The 18199-nt window shown below is 36.7% G+C and carries 27 protein-coding genes; 6 read left to right on the forward strand and 21 right to left on the reverse strand.

The window, feature by feature from the left end; all coding sequences use genetic code 11:
• Positions 1-22: 22 nt before the first annotated feature.
• From MKX39_RS21275 to MKX39_RS21335, 13 genes are all read right to left on the reverse strand, one after another.
• On the reverse strand, positions 23-424 hold the full coding sequence (locus MKX39_RS21275) for a hypothetical protein (protein ID WP_340765263.1): 402 nt from the start codon (positions 422-424) through the stop codon (positions 23-25).
• 66 nt (positions 425-490) lie between these two features.
• Positions 491-640 carry a hypothetical protein gene (locus MKX39_RS21280; RefSeq protein ID WP_340771866.1) on the reverse strand — a complete coding sequence of 50 codons (150 nt, stop codon included), beginning with the start codon at positions 638-640 and terminating at the stop codon, positions 491-493.
• Between the two features lie 139 nt (positions 641-779).
• Positions 780-920 (reverse strand): hypothetical protein, encoded by a 141-nt coding sequence (locus MKX39_RS21285; protein WP_340765267.1) that lies wholly within the window; start codon positions 918-920, stop codon positions 780-782.
• A gap of 278 nt (positions 921-1198) precedes the next feature.
• On the reverse strand, positions 1199-1330 hold the full coding sequence (locus tag MKX39_RS21290; RefSeq protein ID WP_340765271.1) for a hypothetical protein: 132 nt from the start codon (positions 1328-1330) through the stop codon (positions 1199-1201).
• A gap of 54 nt (positions 1331-1384) precedes the next feature.
• The gene (locus MKX39_RS21295) at positions 1385-1591 is read right to left on the reverse strand and encodes a hypothetical protein (protein ID WP_340765273.1); all 207 of its coding nucleotides are present in this window, start codon (positions 1589-1591) and stop codon (positions 1385-1387) included.
• 249 nt (positions 1592-1840) lie between these two features.
• On the reverse strand, positions 1841-1999 hold the full coding sequence (locus tag MKX39_RS21300; protein WP_340765277.1) for a hypothetical protein: 159 nt from the start codon (positions 1997-1999) through the stop codon (positions 1841-1843).
• A gap of 574 nt (positions 2000-2573) precedes the next feature.
• Positions 2574-3506, reverse strand: coding sequence for a hypothetical protein (locus MKX39_RS21305; RefSeq protein ID WP_340771869.1), 933 nt, complete (start codon positions 3504-3506; stop codon positions 2574-2576).
• Positions 3507-3751: 245 nt separating this feature from the next.
• The gene (locus MKX39_RS21310; RefSeq protein WP_340771871.1) at positions 3752-4003 is read right to left on the reverse strand and encodes a hypothetical protein; all 252 of its coding nucleotides are present in this window, start codon (positions 4001-4003) and stop codon (positions 3752-3754) included.
• A gap of 18 nt (positions 4004-4021) precedes the next feature.
• A complete protein-coding gene (locus tag MKX39_RS21315) occupies positions 4022-4276 on the reverse strand; it encodes a hypothetical protein (protein ID WP_340765283.1) in 255 nt (84 codons plus the stop codon).
• Positions 4277-4448: 172 nt separating this feature from the next.
• Positions 4449-4652, reverse strand: coding sequence for a hypothetical protein (locus MKX39_RS21320; protein ID WP_340765285.1), 204 nt, complete (start codon positions 4650-4652; stop codon positions 4449-4451).
• Positions 4653-4694: 42 nt separating this feature from the next.
• Positions 4695-4913, reverse strand: coding sequence for a hypothetical protein (locus tag MKX39_RS21325; RefSeq protein ID WP_340771874.1), 219 nt, complete (start codon positions 4911-4913; stop codon positions 4695-4697).
• Positions 4914-5279: 366 nt separating this feature from the next.
• A complete protein-coding gene (locus tag MKX39_RS21330; RefSeq protein ID WP_340771876.1) occupies positions 5280-5681 on the reverse strand; it encodes a hypothetical protein in 402 nt (133 codons plus the stop codon).
• A 302-nt stretch (positions 5682-5983) separates the two neighbouring features.
• Complete coding sequence (locus MKX39_RS21335; RefSeq protein ID WP_340771878.1) at positions 5984-6343, reverse strand: hypothetical protein; 360 nt, start codon at positions 6341-6343, stop codon at positions 5984-5986.
• Positions 6344-6567: 224 nt separating this feature from the next.
• Here MKX39_RS21335 and MKX39_RS21340 point away from each other — a divergent pair, with 224 nt between their 5' ends.
• On the forward strand, positions 6568-6918 hold the full coding sequence (locus MKX39_RS21340; protein ID WP_340765293.1) for a hypothetical protein: 351 nt from the start codon (positions 6568-6570) through the stop codon (positions 6916-6918).
• Positions 6919-7167: 249 nt separating this feature from the next.
• On the opposite strand, the gene MKX39_RS21345 is transcribed toward MKX39_RS21340, so the two are convergent.
• From MKX39_RS21345 to recD2, 8 genes are all read right to left on the reverse strand, one after another.
• On the reverse strand, positions 7168-7350 hold the full coding sequence (locus tag MKX39_RS21345) for a hypothetical protein (RefSeq protein WP_340765295.1): 183 nt from the start codon (positions 7348-7350) through the stop codon (positions 7168-7170).
• A gap of 19 nt (positions 7351-7369) precedes the next feature.
• On the reverse strand, positions 7370-7627 hold the full coding sequence (locus MKX39_RS21350; protein ID WP_340765296.1) for a hypothetical protein: 258 nt from the start codon (positions 7625-7627) through the stop codon (positions 7370-7372).
• 11 nt (positions 7628-7638) lie between these two features.
• Positions 7639-7980: a hypothetical protein gene (locus MKX39_RS21355; RefSeq protein ID WP_340771880.1), complete on the reverse strand. Its 342-nt coding sequence runs from the start codon at positions 7978-7980 to the stop codon at positions 7639-7641.
• Positions 7981-8058: 78 nt separating this feature from the next.
• A complete protein-coding gene (locus MKX39_RS21360; protein WP_340765299.1) occupies positions 8059-8520 on the reverse strand; it encodes a hypothetical protein in 462 nt (153 codons plus the stop codon).
• Positions 8521-8543: 23 nt separating this feature from the next.
• The gene (locus tag MKX39_RS21365; RefSeq protein ID WP_340765301.1) at positions 8544-8759 is read right to left on the reverse strand and encodes a hypothetical protein; all 216 of its coding nucleotides are present in this window, start codon (positions 8757-8759) and stop codon (positions 8544-8546) included.
• A gap of 28 nt (positions 8760-8787) precedes the next feature.
• Entirely contained in the window at positions 8788-9591 is an 804-nt protein-coding gene (locus MKX39_RS21370; protein WP_340765303.1) for a hypothetical protein, read from the reverse strand.
• A complete protein-coding gene (locus tag MKX39_RS21375) occupies positions 9585-9887 on the reverse strand; it encodes a hypothetical protein (protein ID WP_340765305.1) in 303 nt (100 codons plus the stop codon). Before MKX39_RS21375 ends, MKX39_RS21370 begins: the two co-directional genes overlap by 7 nt.
• 62 nt (positions 9888-9949) lie before the next feature.
• Positions 9950-12202 (reverse strand): SF1B family DNA helicase RecD2, encoded by a 2253-nt coding sequence (recD2, locus tag MKX39_RS21380; protein WP_340771882.1) that lies wholly within the window; start codon positions 12200-12202, stop codon positions 9950-9952.
• A 249-nt stretch (positions 12203-12451) separates the two neighbouring features.
• Here recD2 and MKX39_RS21385 point away from each other — a divergent pair, with 249 nt between their 5' ends.
• From MKX39_RS21385 to MKX39_RS21405, 5 genes are all read left to right on the forward strand, one after another.
• Complete coding sequence (locus tag MKX39_RS21385; protein ID WP_340771883.1) at positions 12452-12781, forward strand: hypothetical protein; 330 nt, start codon at positions 12452-12454, stop codon at positions 12779-12781.
• A 13-nt stretch (positions 12782-12794) separates the two neighbouring features.
• Entirely contained in the window at positions 12795-14129 is a 1335-nt protein-coding gene (locus tag MKX39_RS21390) for a plasmid replication protein (protein WP_340765311.1), read from the forward strand.
• 1325 nt (positions 14130-15454) lie between these two features.
• Positions 15455-16402 carry a hypothetical protein gene (locus MKX39_RS21395; protein WP_340771885.1) on the forward strand — a complete coding sequence of 316 codons (948 nt, stop codon included), beginning with the start codon at positions 15455-15457 and terminating at the stop codon, positions 16400-16402.
• Positions 16403-16927: 525 nt separating this feature from the next.
• A complete protein-coding gene (locus MKX39_RS21400; RefSeq protein ID WP_340765314.1) occupies positions 16928-17761 on the forward strand; it encodes a ParA family protein in 834 nt (277 codons plus the stop codon).
• 8 nt (positions 17762-17769) lie between these two features.
• Positions 17770-18096 (forward strand): hypothetical protein, encoded by a 327-nt coding sequence (locus MKX39_RS21405; RefSeq protein ID WP_340771887.1) that lies wholly within the window; start codon positions 17770-17772, stop codon positions 18094-18096.
• Positions 18097-18199: the final 103 nt, after the last annotated feature.

An 18199-nucleotide genomic window follows, 5' to 3' on the forward strand; every position in this document is an offset into this window, starting at 1 on the left:
ACCGCGGCCTAGCATTCTAAGCTTACGAGGCTATAAGTCTCTTGTATTGTCTAGAATAAAAACTAATAAAGTTTTCCACGCCACCTTCATAAATAATCATCCCGTCATAGCCTAAAAACTGGACCTGAGGTATAAGGTGTTCGAAAATCTCCCAAGTATCTTGATATAACACCCCCGTTGTCTGTAATTCTTCAAAATTGTAAAAGGTTTCGCCAGTATAAAAATCTTCTAGTACTGGAACGGATTCCAATAGCTCATTAATATGGACTCTGGAAGAAGTATCAAACGGTAGACTTAGCGTTAATACATACACCTCGACTTCTCCATAGTCTTCGGAAAACGATTTTTCCGAAGAGAAGAATACAACATTGTCATTTTTATCTTCGTGATTTTTACAACCGTGATAGACTTCTAATTCCAACATACGAATCCACCTTTCTTTCCCTTTTTAGTTCATTAAACTTCCAACTTTTTACAATGATAGTAGTTTTCATTCTCTTTTTAATTTGTCGTTCATGTTGAAAGGTACATAGAACATTACCAAGCCCATACCGATTACAGCTAAAATGCTTACTTTAACTATGCCGCCAAATATGACCAATGCAAAACATAAAATCGCTATCCAACTATACAATTTCAATGTGTCTTCACCCTTTTCTTGTTCAGCAAAAACTACTCAATTGCTTAACATGCAGGTAAACTGCTCCTGTTTATTTAATACATGACATTCTATGCATTTGCTTTCCGAATCATAAGAAAAAGACGCCCGGAAGGACGTCTTAGTATTCGTGCAAGTCATCTTGTATGTTTACTTCACCTGTTCCTTTTGATACATTAAACCCCGCTTCACGGAAGACCTTGATTATCTCATCTTGGCTTAATCCTTCCAGTTGTTTTCTTATTTCTTCTCTAATGTCCATTCAAAATCACTCCTTTACTGTATGCGTGTCTGCCACATCGTATGGTCGAACTGCGTATCAGATATTTTTGCTAACTGAATTTAGAAATATTAGCACGTGATTTAGTTTTTCTTCTGCATTCTCATAATCGTCACTTAAATCCCTTTTTTAATGTCTTTTATGAACTCCGCTACATTCTTATATTCAGTTCCAAAATATATATTTAAGTGGTCTATTAGCTTCATGTGGATTCCTCCTACTTCTCTTTATGTGTCTACGTTTACGTATGGTCGAACGGTTTAGTTAGCTTCTTCTCTTTTAATAACTATTATTGCCTGTTGTAACCCGAAAATTAGCTGATAGTGAGCGTTAATACTTTTTGCAAATTCAATCTCTTTTTCTAAAAGAGCAATGATTTTTTCTTTATCCACGCTTTCTCCTCCTTCGCATTATGTGTCTACTGTTACTACGTATGGTCGAACTGTTTAGTAGAATTGTTTTGGTAATTCTATTTTCTTGAGTGTATCTTCTAATTCTTTTTGATAACCAGATTTGTATGTTTTAATTTCAGAAACAATTCGGATAAAGTGAGAGTCTGACTTGTTAGACTCCATTACACGGATTGCTTCTTCCAAAGCCGATACTTCATCTCGCAACTTTTCTAATTTCATCATACCTTGTAATGCATTCATACTATTTCCTCCTATTAGTTGCTGCACATTAGGTGTACACTGCCACTACGCAATAACCGAATTGTGCTTTAGTCTCTTGCGTTAGATTAATCTTCTTCACATTCTTTAGAGCAGTATGTGTTTTTGTCATGCTCTGCCGAAGATTCGCTCGCAAAGTAGTGTTTATCACAAAGTTCACATATTTTAGCTATTTCTAATGCCATTTTATCTTCAACTCCTTATCTCACTTTTTGTGTCTACAGCAACGTACTACAATTTATCAATTAGCTGTGTCATTAACTCTTTTCTGCAACGTTGGCAAAGCTTCAGGCTCATACCTCCGATTACAATTATTGTTTCTGCCCATACATGCCTGTCTAAACAGTCATTACAAACACTCATATCATCTTTATTTCTCTCTACTTTCAAAATATTGCCTCCAATTCTTATACTTGGAACTTTTATTGAAGCTAATTCCTCTGCATTCATGAAGATAATTTATGAATTAGTTCACATATAGCTTTATTAAAACGAGCTAAATTTTCGTTATCCTAAATTTCAAATATAAATGCTATGCTTTTACTTCCATGTCTATCAAAAGCACCCGTCAGTATCATCTATGAGGGGTACTGTTGAATACCCACCACATTCGACAAAGGTAGTTAGGGTTTGTTGTGTCGTATAATCAAGCACATAATACGTACCTTGTTAATGCCTTGTGTTTTCTCCCGCAGTTTTCACAAACAAGAGACATTGGGTCTTCATTTTCATTTAAAACTGACAATTTCACATCCTTACAATCCTTATTATTGCAAATTCTATTCGCCATTTTCTTCATTACTAATTCCTCCTCCTTGCAGCATTACTGCTCCTGTTTAATTAATACGTTATATAGTATGCAGATGCATACCTAACCATAAGAAAAAGACGCCTTGAAGGACGTCTTAGTGTTCGTGCAACTCATCTTATATGGTTATTTCCCCTGTTCCTTTTTTTGGAATATTCATTTCGAACTAAGCTCCCATAAAGCTGAATCATAAGCCAGTGTGAATACTTTACCCTCGTTTGCTGGCGAATAAGTATCCACAATAATTAATCCTTCTTCCACCTCTACGTAGTAATCAACGTATCCATCTGTAAACTGATCCTTGTCAAATTCATCAATAAAGTAATACCACTTTTCCTCTTCCCCTTGCCACACCATTATATACGTTTCAACACCACGAGTTTTTTTAAGTTCTTGTGCCAATTTCTCACTTAATGTAAACTCATGTTTGCAATCAAGACAGTTTTGCTTTCGTTCGAAAAGCCATGTTTCTGTATCCTCGCTAGAACATTTGGGGCAATTAAAACCTGGTTCATTATCCACATTTTCTTTTTTCATTTTTGTTTCTTCAATTTTTCCATCGAGAAATAAGGAAACATAATCAGCCCAATTTTCAATATTGAAATGATCTAGAACTAAAGCTTCTGCTTCATCTAGGTCTAGTCCTTTATCATCGACCGCTATGCTAATAAAGTCCTCAGTCGTAAGCCTCCATACCGTTTGATCTTTGTAATCCTGCAAAACTGCTACTTTTGATTCCAAGTCTTTAACCTTTCTTTCAAGCAACACTTTTTCTAGTGATGAATCTCCTTTAAGAAACGCTTCTACTTCTTCTTGTTGCGATGTGAAAGATGCTTCGGTAAGCAAAGCTTCTAGAATAGATTCAACCGTTTTCTGTTCATCGGGAAGATAAGCAGGTTCATCAAATTCTTCTCCATTCATAGAAAACCTTCTAACTAGGTCATAGGCAACGATTTGCTCAGCTTCTTTTACTAATATCCAGCCATTTTTCTCCGCGTCATCAAATAATTGATCCTTACTCATTTGGTCTTCTACGATAACCGTAATAAATTCATTCTTTTCTAATTCTTTTACCAATACAAAATTCATATATAAACTTCTCCTTTTTGCGAAACAGCAATATAGCTGCACCATGTTTTTATAATCCTTGCATTCTATGCAGTTGCCTTCCGAACTATAATTAAAAAATCCCTCAAAGGACTCCTTCAAATTAATATTGAGATTCCGCTAATAGAGAGATATTTCCTGCAAAAAAAAGAGAAGCAACGTTCTGCTTCCCTCCTTTTGGTCAAGTTATTCCGTCATACATAGCCAGAAACTCCTTACCATTACGATTAAATGCCAAAATTCCACGATCTTGTTTCGTTTAATTGTTCATTAATATCCTTGGATAAATCATAAACTTCCATAATTCGATCTTCGCTGCCATCATAACTATCCGCTTTTTCACGAACACTTTCAGAAGCATGAACATAGACAGGATAATCTTCATGATCCCACGTATCCACAGCAATGATTACATGCGTAGACCTCTGCTCCAGACCTCTTTCTAGCCATCCTTTAATTTCTTCTCTCGATGAAGCCATAATCTATTCCTCCTCACCTCAATTAAATACGTTTAATAGATTGTCGACAACATTCCCAATGATTCTCATGTGATTATCGTCTACTAATGCCTGGTCCAGCTTGTCGGCGGTGTCCGTTGATTGTATGTCTCTTCCTTCAAAATTGGTAGTAAGGAGTAATTCACCTTCATGAAACATTACAATCCCTTTAGAGGGTACATTGTCTTCTAATATGTCATTTAATTTAATTGTTGTTCCTGTTATATCTTTTAAATTTGTATTTATAGTAACCATACGTATTTATTCCTCCATTTCTTATTTCTGCATAATTGCACTTATAATTCAATTACCTCCGAATCTGCAGATAAGCTGCTCCTGTTTAATTTGATGCCCTCTATTCTATGCAGTTACTTTCCTAACCATAAGAAAAGACGCCCATAAGGACGCCTCTGTAAAATGTGTAATTCTATTTTAGAGAATTTTCCTTTTTCTTGCTTTTATACACATCAATACGTTTCACAACTTGCATTCCATGTGTCCCTGTTTCAATCTGAGAGCCGGACATGCCTAATGGATAGCCTTTACTTAATAAAAACTCAAAGATTTCCTTCGCTATCTCCTCATTGTGACAATAAACAATATCCTCCATATTCGTAAATGGCACCGGCATTTTCATACCCCTTTCTATTTCTGGAATGTGAGTTTTCACTTCTTAAGGGAATAACACATTTATTTGTTCGTTTACACTCTTTAGTTGTTCTTGATTTTCCTTGCTTAGCAATTGTGCATCTTTAGACAATTCGGTTCTAACTCCAAGATATATAAACAAGCATACTATCTGCAGCAAGCATATAAACATCAAAATACCTTTTTTCCTTTTCAATTGAACAATTCCCCCCGTATTAAAATCTGCATTTAGACTGACTAACACTTATTAATCCCTCCAATATGAGCCATCTAATAATCAATTCCTTTCCTTTCCTTTCCTTTCCTAGCAGTCTTTATTGAGAGTTTTGACTTTTATACTTCTCTCCTACTGCTTTTTTCTTTTATCACTTCTAAATCTTTGAACATCGCAGCTGTGACAAAGGTATTTAGTTATTACCTTTCCTACTGAGAAATAAGCAAATCCATTATGTTCATATTTTGTAAACCACCTTTTGCAATCCCCACAATATAGCCAAAACTTCTTTTTTCGTAAACGTTTCTTCTTTGGCGGTGTCAGATTGCGTTTAGGTATCTTCACTTTTATGCTTTTTCCCTTTTTCAACGTGGAGAAATATTCGCTTTTCATCGTTTACACTCCATCCCCTAAAACCTTCTTCAAATCGTACACAAATGATTCCATTTTCTTTTTATTAAACTGATATAATTTCGTACTCTCGAGCGTTGGTCTTTCTATACGTAAGGTGTTGTCACGGAAATCTAAATATCCATTGTTATCCAGTGCTCTATCATAATACTCCGAGTAATCCGAACCGCAGCTATTACATTCGGAAGGGACGAAGTTGCTCCACGACTTGTTTGACAATGTCTGGAGATAATCAACCAACTCTAAGAATGTTTCTTCTCCAAATTCAAAGATGAATTTCAAGCCTTGATTACCGATCGTTTCTTCAGCTTCAAAAATAACCGCTGACTTCCTGCTGATGACAACCAAATTTCCACCGTTTACTGTTTCGAAAATTCGTACATCCATCGCTAATTTCTCCCCTTTACATCTGATGGCTCTAATTGGCCAGGTATATTAACCAGTAATTCTCTTAATGGCATAATCAAGTAGATTATCCTAGACCACTCCTTTTGTGAAGCAACCATATAGCTGCACCATGTTTTTATAATCCTTGTATTCTATGCAGGTACCTTCCAGACCATAAGAAAAAGATGCCTCAAAGGACTCCTGTTCTTAATTAATAATGAAGCTCCACTTATAGGAAGATATTTATTGCACAAAAAAAGAAGCAATGTTCTGCTTCCTTTGACAACTCTTCTCTTTTCTCTTCATTTAGTAAAGTTCGAACTAACATCCTCTATTGATTTAATTTCTGTAACCTCATATTGGATGTCGTGCTCGACATATTCAAACCCACCACTAGTAACAAATTCTGCTTCTACTATCGCCATAAAGTAGTAATCTGATGCTTGTAGATTGTCTTTTATTACTATGCTTAATTCCGACTCTAGGTCATATTTTACTTCTGGAACATAATTAGGTGTGATTTGCTCTAATAAAGCGTGGTCGATATCATCAAATATCCCTGTATGATTATGATCATCATGTATTATATCAAGTATCTCTACCTCGTTCTCCCCATCTTCACCTTTCCAAATATGTGCCGAAACAATTGCTTTGTTTACCATCTTATTGCCTCCCTTTTATTTAGCAGCCTCGCACTGCTCCTTTTGAATGAATACTCCCTAGTATATGCAGTTCTATTCCGAACAATAAAACAAAAGCAACTACGCAATAGGTTAGTCCTAATCAACTCGATAAAGTGTTGTTCTTCCACTACGTTTTCTCATTGAATAGAATCCTTTCATTTTAGAAATACTTTGTAAAAGTTAAACAAAAAGGAGCAGGTATAATGATTACCAATCAACCATGTGGATGCAGAACCAAACCTTTAGACAAACACTATAAAATCAAGAAACATTTATTAGAAGGAAACATTGTGTGGTTTGATGACCCTCATTGTAAAGAACACGAAGATGGAAGTGGTTTAGAGGGGTTCATGATCTATAAAAATGGTGTTGTTCATTCATTAGTAGTTCCAAACAGCGATAGACATATGGGTGAACCAATCGAACTTTCGCTCTCTCAAGCAATTTGGCAACTTGACGAATTCTTTAAGTTTGGATGTGACTTCTCATACGGAAAAGCGAGCCTAAAACTGGAAGGTGACCATTTTCGTCTTTATTGTGGGGGCGAAATTTAATATCTAATGAGATGTTCTTCTAAGCATGAAAAAGAGGAGCAATATCTGCTCCTTAATCTTAAAGTTATGTCAACAATATACTTGTACCTACTATAAGACATACTGTCATTGAAGAAAACATAGCTATATCCATTGCCTCATAGCTAAGATATCCTATCTTATATTCTATTAACAAATTAATTAATATCACTATTGAGACCAACAAGTAAATTACTCCCCAAGTCAGCATGCAAAGCTCCCTCTCATATATTATCTCCGCGGTTTCTCCACACTAATGTTCCCACTCTCATCTATTAATAGGCTTTGCCCTGTATATTCGAGCCCATTTGATTCCAATACAGTGACGAATTCCTGCCAAGTTATATCTGTGCCATCAGACTTAAGGAGCACGCCGTCTAATTTCATTGCTATTTGGTTTTGCATCTTATTCACACTCAACCTTTCCTAATAGTTATGGCCATAACATCTCAAATATTTCTACTTCGTTTTGAAGCTTGTCATCGGAATATTTCGCATAGGTCGCGAAGATATGGGTCCCGAATATCTTATTACATAAAGCACAGTAAACAATCTTTTCCTCCCTTGTGGTCTTTGGTAGACTCTGTACTGCTTCATAATCAATAGTTCCATCTAATTTTCTCGGCATCACGACAGGATCGTCTGGATAGGCTTCAATAAGTGTATTAAACTTTTCATCGTCGTAATACATAGGGTTCCTCCTTAAAGTGATAACTGATAAAAGGCCGAAAAAGTCAGTTCTACCTCTCTTCTTTGCTTATCTGTCGCACGAACAATATTTTTACGCAACCACTCTATTTGTGCTTCTGTCGGGTTCCTAGAACAATCAATAAATACATGACATATGCTTGAACCTTCTTTATCTGCCCAGGGAGCAGTGCCAAACTTAATAAACTCAACAGACATGGCAATGTTATTATAATCATGGTCATTTAGCTGATAGATTTTCACTAACTCGACTGCTTTGTCACAATGCTCTTGATATCCACATGGGTACCACACTCCATCCGGGGCTAAGTAACCCGATAGTCCATACTTTTCCATCGTTGCTCTCTCCTATATGACTATTTCAGGTGTTTTGCTTGGCTATTTTCAGCACATTTGACGTTTTGCTTTTATTATCTATTCTTCTATTAAGGAACTGTAAATTACGCCTGTTCCATCTGATGTTAATGCAGCTTCGTAATGATCCAGGTCTACGAAATGACCTATAGTTTTTTCAACTTCAATATCTCCTTCTTGAATAGTCAATTCCTCTCCAACTATCGTCCGATAGTACAATTCGGAGGGAACTCTTAATTTAAAGACTTCCTCACCTTTCAAACCAACCAAATAGTATGCACTTGAGGTAGCTAGCATGCCTGCATTGACTCTTCCTGTATACTTATCTGTAATTTCATATTTCTCTTCATGGTTGTATTCAAAATTTTCAACAATAGAAGCCTCAAACGCCTCTATTCTGTCCGCTGTTATATTTTTCGTAGTCGTTCCTAGATGATTTAGTGAAACCAATACTAAGAACAAAGTCCCTATTACAAAAGCAATTGAAGCTACAAGGATGCCCCACATCTTAAGCTTTTTCATATTTTCCCCCTCCTCTTATGATTTCATCTTTTCCCATCTCGTATATCTTGATAGAATTTCCGCAACTCTGTCTCATTAGAATCGGAAGACATCTCTAATGAAATCTGAATATACTCTTCCAGCTGTTCCTCCGATGCTTCTAGGATCATTTTCTTCAGCGAATCGTATGCGACTTTCCAATTTTTAAAGTTTTCATCTGCTTGTTTACTGATGGCTTCCTGTTCCAATGTTTTCATCATATCTGCCCCTTTTCACATTTCACCAAAACTACTTCGTTGGCATCTTTACGTCTTTTAGACCTGACAATACCAACTCGACCTCTAAATCATTCGAATAACTCTCATTTACTTTATTTTGAAAAGATTTCAGTAGTTCGGCTGCTGTTTTTTCTTCTTTTACTTTCATTTTATAGAGTTCATCTAAAAGAGGGCTCAATAGATCCTCTATCTTCTTCCTAGCATCTAACCCAAGTGTTATCTCATTTTCTTCACTGTCCTCTAAAATAATGTGAATTTTCATTAGAGCGGGTTGGAACTTAAATAATACTAATGAAACAGACAAATCAATCTTTTCTTTAGTTAATAACCATTCTATAGAGGATTGATGACTGATTGAAAGCAACTTTGCAGTCATTTCGAAATTGTCTCCTTCTAATTCTTCCTTTGACTTTTCTGTTGCTTTATACGGATGACCACCGAGCATGAAAAGAGTTGATTTTTCCTCTGATAGTTTTTTTTCTTTCTGGTATCCAAATACAAACTCTCGTGTTTTCTTTCTAATTTCTAAATGCTCAATATCTTCTCTGGAAACATATAGTTTTCCATCATCTAATTTATCCCAGACTTTAACAAGTAACGGTAAAACCTCATGTTTTTCTGTCTGCTGAGTTTGATCCTCGATATTTCCTCTATTTATTGAATATAGTTTGTAGGCCAAATAAGACAAAAGTATAGACACCGTAATACCGAAAATTGTAATGAGAATAGTACTTAGGCTAAAGTATGATAAGGCTACAGCAAAAAATCCAGTAAATATTATTGCTAATATGATAATAGTCTCAATAGTCACCATAATATACCACCTGTGTTACTGTTTCCTCTCGTTACCTTTTCTGTTTTCCTAACTCTTTTAGCAATGTTTTCGATATGTTTCATCTCTGACTTTACAGGCCTTGGACAATAGATAATCATTTTTCGTTTTTCTTTTAAATCACTATATTTTTTCCTAAAGAAATATTTTTTTCGGAATACATCTGCATCTGCGATAACCTTTGCAATCTCATCCTGCGTCATCCAAAAGAACGCTGCTTCGTCCACCATAAAAGGAAGGTATTTCTTTTCATTTTTCTTGGTTTGTCTTTTTTTCATACGAATTCCCTCCTTAGAACAACCTCCTCTCCTAATGAAGGAGAAGCTGGTCGGTTTACTTCCTAACTAGACTTGCTGAATCTATCGAAATTATTAATCGCCAGACGCAACTTGCGACCAATTAGCGAATTTCGATTGGTTTGTTCTACTTTTAATGCAGCTTTGTTCATAATCTCCACGGATCCTATATTAATAATCAACTCTTTTGCTCGTGTCCATCCCGTATACACCAGATTTCGGTTCAGCATATTCTCGCCCATCTCATGAAATGGCATAATGACTACTGGGTACTCACTGCCTTGACTCTTGTGAACAGTCATAGCATAAGCAAGCTCTAACTCTTCCAAATCTTCTAATGTATATTCGACTACCTTTTCATCATCATATTCGACCGCAACCAATGTCCCATGATCTCTATGTCGGATTATCTCAAGTATTTTACCTGCTTCACCATTCATTACATCAAGATCAGTATTATTGGCCATATGAATTACTTTATCGCCCTCTCTAAAGTAAGAGCCTTTGTCGAATGGGTTTTCAACACCTTTTCCATCTGGATTAAATACCTTTTGCAGTGTTTGATTCAAGTACCATACCCCTAACTCTCCTCGCTTCATTGGAGTTAATACTTGAATGTCGTCTAAACGCTTCCCTTGTTTTAAAAGCTTTTGTATGGATTTAATTAGAAAGTCCTGAATTTTCTTGTGATCATTGTCTGTTTCTATAAAGAAAAAATCACCTTTCTCGTTGTTCCATGAAATACCACCAACATCTTCTGTCGTCAAGCCACGTTTCATGGCGTACGCATTTGTGATTATTTGACTATCGAGTGCCTGACGGAACACCTCTGTTAATTCAGTGGTGGGAATACGACCCGATTCGATGAAATCTTTTAATACTAGCCCTGGACCAACAGAAGGAAGCTGATCTACGTCGCCAACAAATAAAATTGACACCCCTTCGTCAATAGCGGTTAACAGTGAATGACAAATAAAGACATCCATCATTGACGTTTCGTCTACAACTACTAAATCTCCCTCGATTAACACGTTTCCTTCTTGTTCACTGCCATACTTTAAGGCACGGTGTATTGTAGATGCTGGACGCTTAGCCATTTCTTCCATTCTTTTGGACGCTTTACCTGTCGGTGCCAGCAAATGAACAACTGCACTAGGTCTGTACTGTTTTAAGCAGTCAATAACGGCTCGAACAGTATGCGTCTTCCCTGTTCCTGGTCCCCCCGTCAGAACGCTGACACCTTTCGTCAACGCCATAACGACAGCATTCTTTTGACCCTCTGCGAAACCGACACCAGTTTTCTTCGTTTGTTTCTCTACCCATGCTGTCACATCTTGCGGAGAAACTAACCACCCTCTCTCTTGAGAGACCAAATGTTTCATTCGGCTGACAATACCTGACTCCATCCGATGATATATTTTCAAATAAATACATTCGTTTTCTTCTTCATCAAAATCTCGAAGGATCTCACCTGTGTTCAATAAAAACTCGACACCGACTTTTGCTAGTCGAAGTGACTCTGTTTCCGAAAGCTTGTGTCGAAACGATGTTGAATTGATCCATTTTGCTAGCGAGTGCTCCAATTCTCGACTATGCAGGAACAAGTCTCCCCTACGTTTCGCGTAGGATTCAAGCATAGAAAGAATACCTGCTCTAATTCTATTGGCATTCTGCGTGTCGATTCCCATTGCATCAGCAATTGCATCTGCCTTATGAAAATCGACATCACACGAACCAACAAGAATATACGGATTCGAACGGACCTTTCGAACAGCTTCATCCCCGAATTTTGTATATAAATGGTTCGCAATCTCTAAGTTTCCGCGAACTGACAACATATATAGAGCAACTTCTTCAAAATTTTTATGCTTGACCATATCTGTGTGAATTTGTTCTGCCTTTGCTTTAGTCATGCCTTGAATTTCCAACAGCTTTTCCGGTTGTTTCTCAATGACCTCCATACAATTGATGCCAAATTGGTCCACAATTCGACTTGCTATCGTGACACCTAGCCCTTGCACATGCTTTTTCAAAAACTTCTTCATTCCTTTGTTCGTCTGTGGCATTAGCTTTTTCGGCTGTTTTACTTGAAAGCGGTGTCCATACTTGCCAGAATCAACCCATTCGCCATCCGCTGAAAAGTCATCACCTTCAAAAATCGACATAAACTCCCCAACTACCTTATGGTCCTTCGTTGGTGCTGACCCATCGGGTTGTTCGATAAACTCAATGCTAGCAACGGTGAATAATGATATTGGATCTCGCTTCATAATCCTTTTTATTGTAAATGTCGCCATTTTTTCGCCTCCTGTAAACACTTTGTCATATTATATACTATAGTATACATATATTTAGGTTTTTTTGCAAATCTTTATTTCGCAATTATTGCGTCTGTTATTGCGTGGAGTATTGTTGCAATAGAAAATCGTAAGACACACGAAGGGTTGACAACAATATGCATTATTCGATATGATTAATAATATTAGTAAATCCGCATTCATTGCGAAGTGTATTTCGCAATGAAAAAAGAAGGAAGTTGGTGAATCGTGTCGAAACTAGAGGAAGAGGACTTGCTCCATATACTCGCGAGTAATTTGTCGAAAGAGAGTCGAATCTTATTGGCCTCACTTGTTGACAGAGAAGAAACAATGTCGAAAGAAGAACTAAAAAAAGCAGCAAATGAACTATATGAGCTTAATTTCCCTGAGAGATTTATGGAAACTGGGCCATTAATTCATTCTCGTCATTCACTTGATATGAATACAGCACGATTAGAGGGAGCAGGCTTGGTACATGTGAAAGAAGTAGGCCGTGTAAGAATCTATTCGGTATCGGACCTGGGGCATCGCCTCGCCGACTTTATTAACAAAGACTAAAGGAGAGATAAACATGCAAATGGAAAAAAGCAGACTAACTAAAGGTGAGGCACTTTCTGTGAGCTCAAGATTTGGATTTTTTGGATTGGGAATGGCTGGCGGTTCAATAGCTGCAGCCTGTGCCAACATTAAACTTGGAGATGGTCACCCTATCTATCCATATTCCGGTCTTTTTGTAAATACGAGCCGAATTGACATGGCGACTATCAAGACGACAAATCCTAAAACCAAAAAATTATTAATCGGCAATGGCCAAGGAGCAGGAAGAGATATAGAAATCGGTGAAGAGATGTTTGATGCTTCTACTGAAGTGATCGGCGAGGAATTCGACAAGATATTTAATGGTCATGATTTCATCTGGGTAGTCGCTGGACTAGGCGGAGGAACAGGCACTGGGACTGTTATTAATGCTTTGGAAATGGTCATTGAAAAAGGTTACGGCGGGAGATTCGGTTTAATACTAACTCTTCCACGTGACTCAGAGGGTCTGAACGTATTCGAAAATGCAATGAAGAGATTGAAAACAATTGAAGAATTCATGGATAGCTTTGGCTCTATTATATTTGTCGACAATCAGAAACTATATCAAGAATTTGAGAAATCACACAAGAATGCACCTGTTGGTGACTATATTCGACACGCTAATAGATTTATAGCCGAAACGCTACATGAAATGAATGTAGTTACAGCAAGCTATAAGCCAGTTGCTGAGTTTAATTTCGACTCTTCTGAATTTATAAATCTCATAAGCACGCCAGGCGTATTGCATATTGCAAAAGCTACGATGGATGCCACTGAAATCGTCGATGCAAAGTCTTATAATTATGAACAGCATGTAGAGAACATGCTCGTCGAAGGTGTCCTGTCAGGGGGCTACGAGCTGAAATACGCAGATAAGCTTGCAGTAAGCATCTTTGCTGAGAACAGTATGGCTAATCGAGTGTTCAAGCTAAGCTTCATCGAACGAATCGAAGCAGTAATTCAAAAGGTTTCTGCTACTGCCTCTGAAAAACCAATCGCCCAATACGGTTACAAAAATTCCGTAAAGCCGAATGAAACACAATCTAAATCACCTGTTTATCTTTATGCAATGTACGCTGGGCTTGACCTCCCTACTCGTATTCAAGAAATTGCCTTATTGAAAGATCAGTTAGTAGCTGAAAAGATAAAGCTCGAAGAAGAACGTAGAGCAAACAAACCAAATCTGTTTGGAAGCAGCGAATCTATTACTCGCCAAAAGAAAATACCGCAACCTGGTCAAGACTTGTTTGGTAGAAAACGAAAAACCGAAGAAAACACTGAAAAATCAACTGGTAAAGGCTTAATAAAAAACTTGTTTGACAAATAAATATTCCTGAACCGACACTATCGAGTTTCCGTGATAACCTAGTTCTGGTTGTTGCGGAAGAATTTAAGTGTTAAGAGACTACTAATTCGCTAGAGTTAGTAGTCTCTTTTATATAAAATTCACAAATGGTATCTATGATGCCCTTGTTAAAAACACCACGGTTTCTCCCCTTTGTTGCATTGCAGAAAAGCATAACACTTGTTTTTCTTAACTATAATGACGACAATTCATACTCTTCTTTCTAAATACAATCCGTGTAACGTGAACTCCCCAATACACATCTGGGTGAAAATCAACTTGATAGCTTTAATTGACCTCTCCTTCCTTTCCTTCCTTATTTAAACCAGTTTTCTAATAAGCCTTCCTGTTCTGCAAACTCATTTATCCACCGTTAAAGTAAATGTCATAAGTCATCTAAAAAAAAAGCGTTAACAAATAAACGCCCAAATTGACGCCTTCCCAACCTCTCGGATGTCAACTTAGTAATATTTAAAAATGCTTAAAACAGCCTATTTAATAATTTTAAACCTCATTTTCATAAAACCGGAATGGATTGAAATAGGATTGAATCATGATTCTACAAAATAGGACAGGAATGAAACATGATTAAACCAAAGTATTACAAAACCGGACGGGATTGCATTATAAATAAACCATTTTGTAATCCAACTGAATTGAAAAGGATTTAAAACAATTTATATTAAAACAGCATTAAACAGGATCGGACTTATTTTGATGCTAATTGAATTCATTTGAGGTTAACCTGGGATTGAATAGAAACAAATATGATTTATTATAAGACAGGTTTAGCGATAAATGATTTAAATTAGATTCTATTCTACTTAATATTACAAATATATCGGGATTGAATTGCATTATAAATAAACTAAAGTTGATAGAATCGAATGATGACTGAATATAACTGGACCGAGATTAATTTATAATTATGCTATATATAACACAACCAGTCACAAACTGATTTGTTTATACTTCTGTTTGGTTCATAACAGAACGGCATAGAAGTTATTATGAATCTAAATTAACATTAAGACGGTCGTTCCTTGTCAATACTAGTGTATTTTTCTTATTGGAATTTAGAGATGTTATAGTTCACCCCTTAATTGGATAGGATTGAAACAAAACTAAAGCAATTACTGTCAAAAGCACGACAGAATAGGACTGAGCAGAATACAACATGAAGTATGATTAGATTGAAACATGATGAATTCTCAAGTATAATAGGAGATAATTAAGAATAGAGTCGATGGTTGTTGAACCTTGTAAACAACAAGGAATCAATATTCAGAAGGACAGGAGGACTATAAATGAGCAATAACTATTCATTCGAAAATTTACATGGAGCAGACCAAGATATTAAGTTAAAGGTTAGCGTAGAAGAAATAAAAGAACTACTGGCTGCTGATCCGTTATACCACATTATAAAAAATACTAGCTTAGAAGATGATCTATTTGGTTCAACACTCATAGAAGATGGTTTTGCCACTATTGAAGACAAGATCTTTTATACTACATCGCAAGTTTGTAAAGTATTTGACAAGAATGAAAGCTCTTTACGATATTATGTGAAACCTTTACAAGATTACATATTTAAAGACAATGATGTTGCCTCTGCAGTTGCTTATCGTTTTGATTTACTTGCTGTTTTTAAATTGTGGATGATTCTCTTATTGAAAGATAAATACGGTGTACGAGGCCTAAAAAGACAACTTGGCCTAGAAGCTATTCCAGTCAAGGATGAACAAGGTTCATCAAGTAAATCTGGCTTACAAACCAATAATCAAAATGAAATATTCGATAAAATCTTAAAGGGATTCTTTAATAGTGATTCAATAAATATGGTCCTTGATGAAGAGGCTGGTTACTATTATCCCGAAGTAAAGCCTGAATATATTGAGGAACAGATTCGAAATCATGTCGGTGTTATTGAAGATGCCTACAAAGAGAAATTGGAAACAGCAGAACAGCTCCTTCTAGAAAACAAAAAACCAGACACCTCTGTTGAGGATGAAAAGGCAAAAAAAGAACAAGAACTCCAAATAAAAGAAAATGCCGTCAACGAAGCAATGAGCCGTATTCATGAAATTGAGATAGAAGCAATTGAGTCATGGAATGCACTAGATGAGTCAGAGAAAACAACCAAGGTCGGATTATTCGGGAAACGCGTAGAAGATGCTGTGAAGCGTTCTAACTATATCCTTAAGTTCAGAAGTGAACGACTAAAGAGTATAGAACAGTCTCCTGCAGAAATCTAATCGTATTTTGAAATACCATTTAGTAAATATTGTTTAACCTTAGAATTTCTATAGGAGATGCCATACGCACCTATATCTCTATACTTTCGAGTCTAGATTAGAATGATCTCCGAGTATGGAATAATCATCCAGTGATGCCTAATAACATCTTTTAAGATTATATATAGAACATATACTTAATCGGGCCGCTCATAGATACGAGCAAAGCGGATTTTTCAGTCACCAAGCAGGGGATACTAGATAATATCTCAGCATCTCAAAATAAATATAGAAGTGTCTGATAGAGAGTATCCCTAATCATTCTGCACAATCAACCATATCCTTTCCGAGTATTTGGGAAATATTGTATAACCCGACCGGCATCTTAATAGATTCCGGTCTATTTTCGTTGGCATCTGTCACAACCAGTCAACTAGTGGCATGGTGCGACATGGTCTGTCGGTATTTGAGGAAGGAATTATATTGAATTACAGTAATTAGGCGTGATATATTTGGTGAAATTCGAAAGAAGGAGTGAATTTCGCAATGGGTATTGTTATTACGCTTGGTCTTCAAAAAGGCGGAGTATCCAAAACTACCACCACTGGTATTTTGGCATACTTGATGGCTAGAGAAGGAAAAAAGGTACTGGTTGTAGATATGGATATGCAGGGAAATGTCAGTGAGATGTTAAGTGGAGTTGAAGCTAATGAGTTTATTGGCAGCTCCGTATACGAAGCTATTGTCCATAAGGATCTAGGAAACAAAATACGGATTATAGATGAGAAATTGCATTTGTTACCAGCGAACAACTTCCTTTCTTTATTATCGAGATGGTTATACACAGGGAAATACACCGACTTCTCCCATGAAAAACGCGTGGTTCAAACAAAAAGACCAACAGGTTCTCCCTTTGCACACTTAGACACGGTATTATCCAAGGTGCGTGATCACTACGACTATATATTGATAGATACACCCCCAGCACTGTCTGAGCAGACAACGAATGCACTCTATGCAAGCGATTACGTTATCACGATGTACGAGAGCTCCAAATTTTGTCACTCCGCTATTGAGAATTTCTTTCTAACGATAGACATGGCGAGACAGACAAGTCCTTGGAATGTAGAAATGGTGGGAATTCTGCGGACACTGAATGACGTAAGACGCGGGGACTCTAAATACTTCAATGAGAAAATCAGAGAAGAATATCCCAACGCTGTATTCAAAACCATTATTACCCGTAAAGCAAAAGTTGGTCGAATCCCGATCTATGGTTTTATGGAGAATAAAGAACTTAATGAAGCGGTGAAGCCTTTTGAAGACTTCTATGAAGAATTAAAAACACGGGTCGTACAGAAGGAGACGGTGGGGGTTTGAGCATAACCATGGAAAAACATAAGGTTATTAATGAAATAGAAGCAAAAGAATCAACAAAAGGTAGAGCAACGCAATTTGCATCAGAATCTTTCTTCAACCCTGAAAATTTTGCTACTATAACCCAAGAGGGTATACACACCTTTGATAAACTTAGGAATTTCGAACCGAAAGTACCTAAAAGGCGTATTTCTACAAGCTTAAAATTAGATGCGGACCTCAAGCATCGACTAGATGATTGGCTTGGGTTATCTAGGCAACGCAGTGACTTTATCAATTACGCTATACGAGCCGCATTCGATATTATCGATAATAATTTACCTGAAGACCTGGACTAGTTTTACTATCCAAGGTCTTTTTTCCATTCGACGCAGTTTTTTCTATTAAACACTCCTCCTCTGCATATAACAGAAGTAAACAGTTATAAGTAAAGGAGGAAGA

The organism is Psychrobacillus sp. FSL K6-1464, assembly GCF_038003145.1.
Lineage (GTDB): Bacteria > Bacillota > Bacilli > Bacillales_A > Planococcaceae > Psychrobacillus > Psychrobacillus psychrotolerans.

Bases quoted from the DNA above. Each gene is read 5' to 3' on its own strand.
- MKX39_RS21275 (WP_340765263.1), bottom strand. From the start codon at position 424: ATGTTGGAATTAGAAGTCTATCACGGTTGTAAAAATCACGAAGATAAA.
- MKX39_RS21285 (WP_340765267.1), bottom strand. From the start codon at position 920: ATGGACATTAGAGAAGAAATAAGAAAACAACTGGAAGGATTAAGCCAA.
- MKX39_RS21295 (WP_340765273.1), bottom strand. From the start codon at position 1,591: ATGAATGCATTACAAGGTATGATGAAATTAGAAAAGTTGCGAGATGAA.
- MKX39_RS21305 (WP_340771869.1), bottom strand. From the start codon at position 3,506: ATGAATTTTGTATTGGTAAAAGAATTAGAAAAGAATGAATTTATTACG.
- MKX39_RS21310 (WP_340771871.1), bottom strand. From the start codon at position 4,003: ATGGCTTCATCGAGAGAAGAAATTAAAGGATGGCTAGAAAGAGGTCTG.
- MKX39_RS21315 (WP_340765283.1), bottom strand. From the start codon at position 4,276: ATGGTTACTATAAATACAAATTTAAAAGATATAACAGGAACAACAATT.
- MKX39_RS21320 (WP_340765285.1), bottom strand. From the start codon at position 4,652: ATGCCGGTGCCATTTACGAATATGGAGGATATTGTTTATTGTCACAAT.
- MKX39_RS21330 (WP_340771876.1), bottom strand. From the start codon at position 5,681: ATGGATGTACGAATTTTCGAAACAGTAAACGGTGGAAATTTGGTTGTC.
- MKX39_RS21335 (WP_340771878.1), bottom strand. From the start codon at position 6,343: ATGGTAAACAAAGCAATTGTTTCGGCACATATTTGGAAAGGTGAAGAT.
- MKX39_RS21340 (WP_340765293.1), top strand. From the start codon at position 6,568: ATGATTACCAATCAACCATGTGGATGCAGAACCAAACCTTTAGACAAA.
- MKX39_RS21350 (WP_340765296.1), bottom strand. From the start codon at position 7,627: ATGTATTACGACGATGAAAAGTTTAATACACTTATTGAAGCCTATCCA.
- MKX39_RS21355 (WP_340771880.1), bottom strand. From the start codon at position 7,980: ATGGAAAAGTATGGACTATCGGGTTACTTAGCCCCGGATGGAGTGTGG.
- MKX39_RS21360 (WP_340765299.1), bottom strand. From the start codon at position 8,520: ATGAAAAAGCTTAAGATGTGGGGCATCCTTGTAGCTTCAATTGCTTTT.
- MKX39_RS21365 (WP_340765301.1), bottom strand. From the start codon at position 8,759: ATGATGAAAACATTGGAACAGGAAGCCATCAGTAAACAAGCAGATGAA.
- MKX39_RS21370 (WP_340765303.1), bottom strand. From the start codon at position 9,591: ATGGTGACTATTGAGACTATTATCATATTAGCAATAATATTTACTGGA.
- MKX39_RS21375 (WP_340765305.1), bottom strand. From the start codon at position 9,887: ATGAAAAAAAGACAAACCAAGAAAAATGAAAAGAAATACCTTCCTTTT.
- recD2 (WP_340771882.1), bottom strand. From the start codon at position 12,202: ATGGCGACATTTACAATAAAAAGGATTATGAAGCGAGATCCAATATCA.
- MKX39_RS21390 (WP_340765311.1), top strand. From the start codon at position 12,795: ATGCAAATGGAAAAAAGCAGACTAACTAAAGGTGAGGCACTTTCTGTG.
- MKX39_RS21395 (WP_340771885.1), top strand. From the start codon at position 15,455: ATGAGCAATAACTATTCATTCGAAAATTTACATGGAGCAGACCAAGAT.
- MKX39_RS21400 (WP_340765314.1), top strand. From the start codon at position 16,928: ATGGGTATTGTTATTACGCTTGGTCTTCAAAAAGGCGGAGTATCCAAA.
- MKX39_RS21405 (WP_340771887.1), top strand. From the start codon at position 17,770: ATGGAAAAACATAAGGTTATTAATGAAATAGAAGCAAAAGAATCAACA.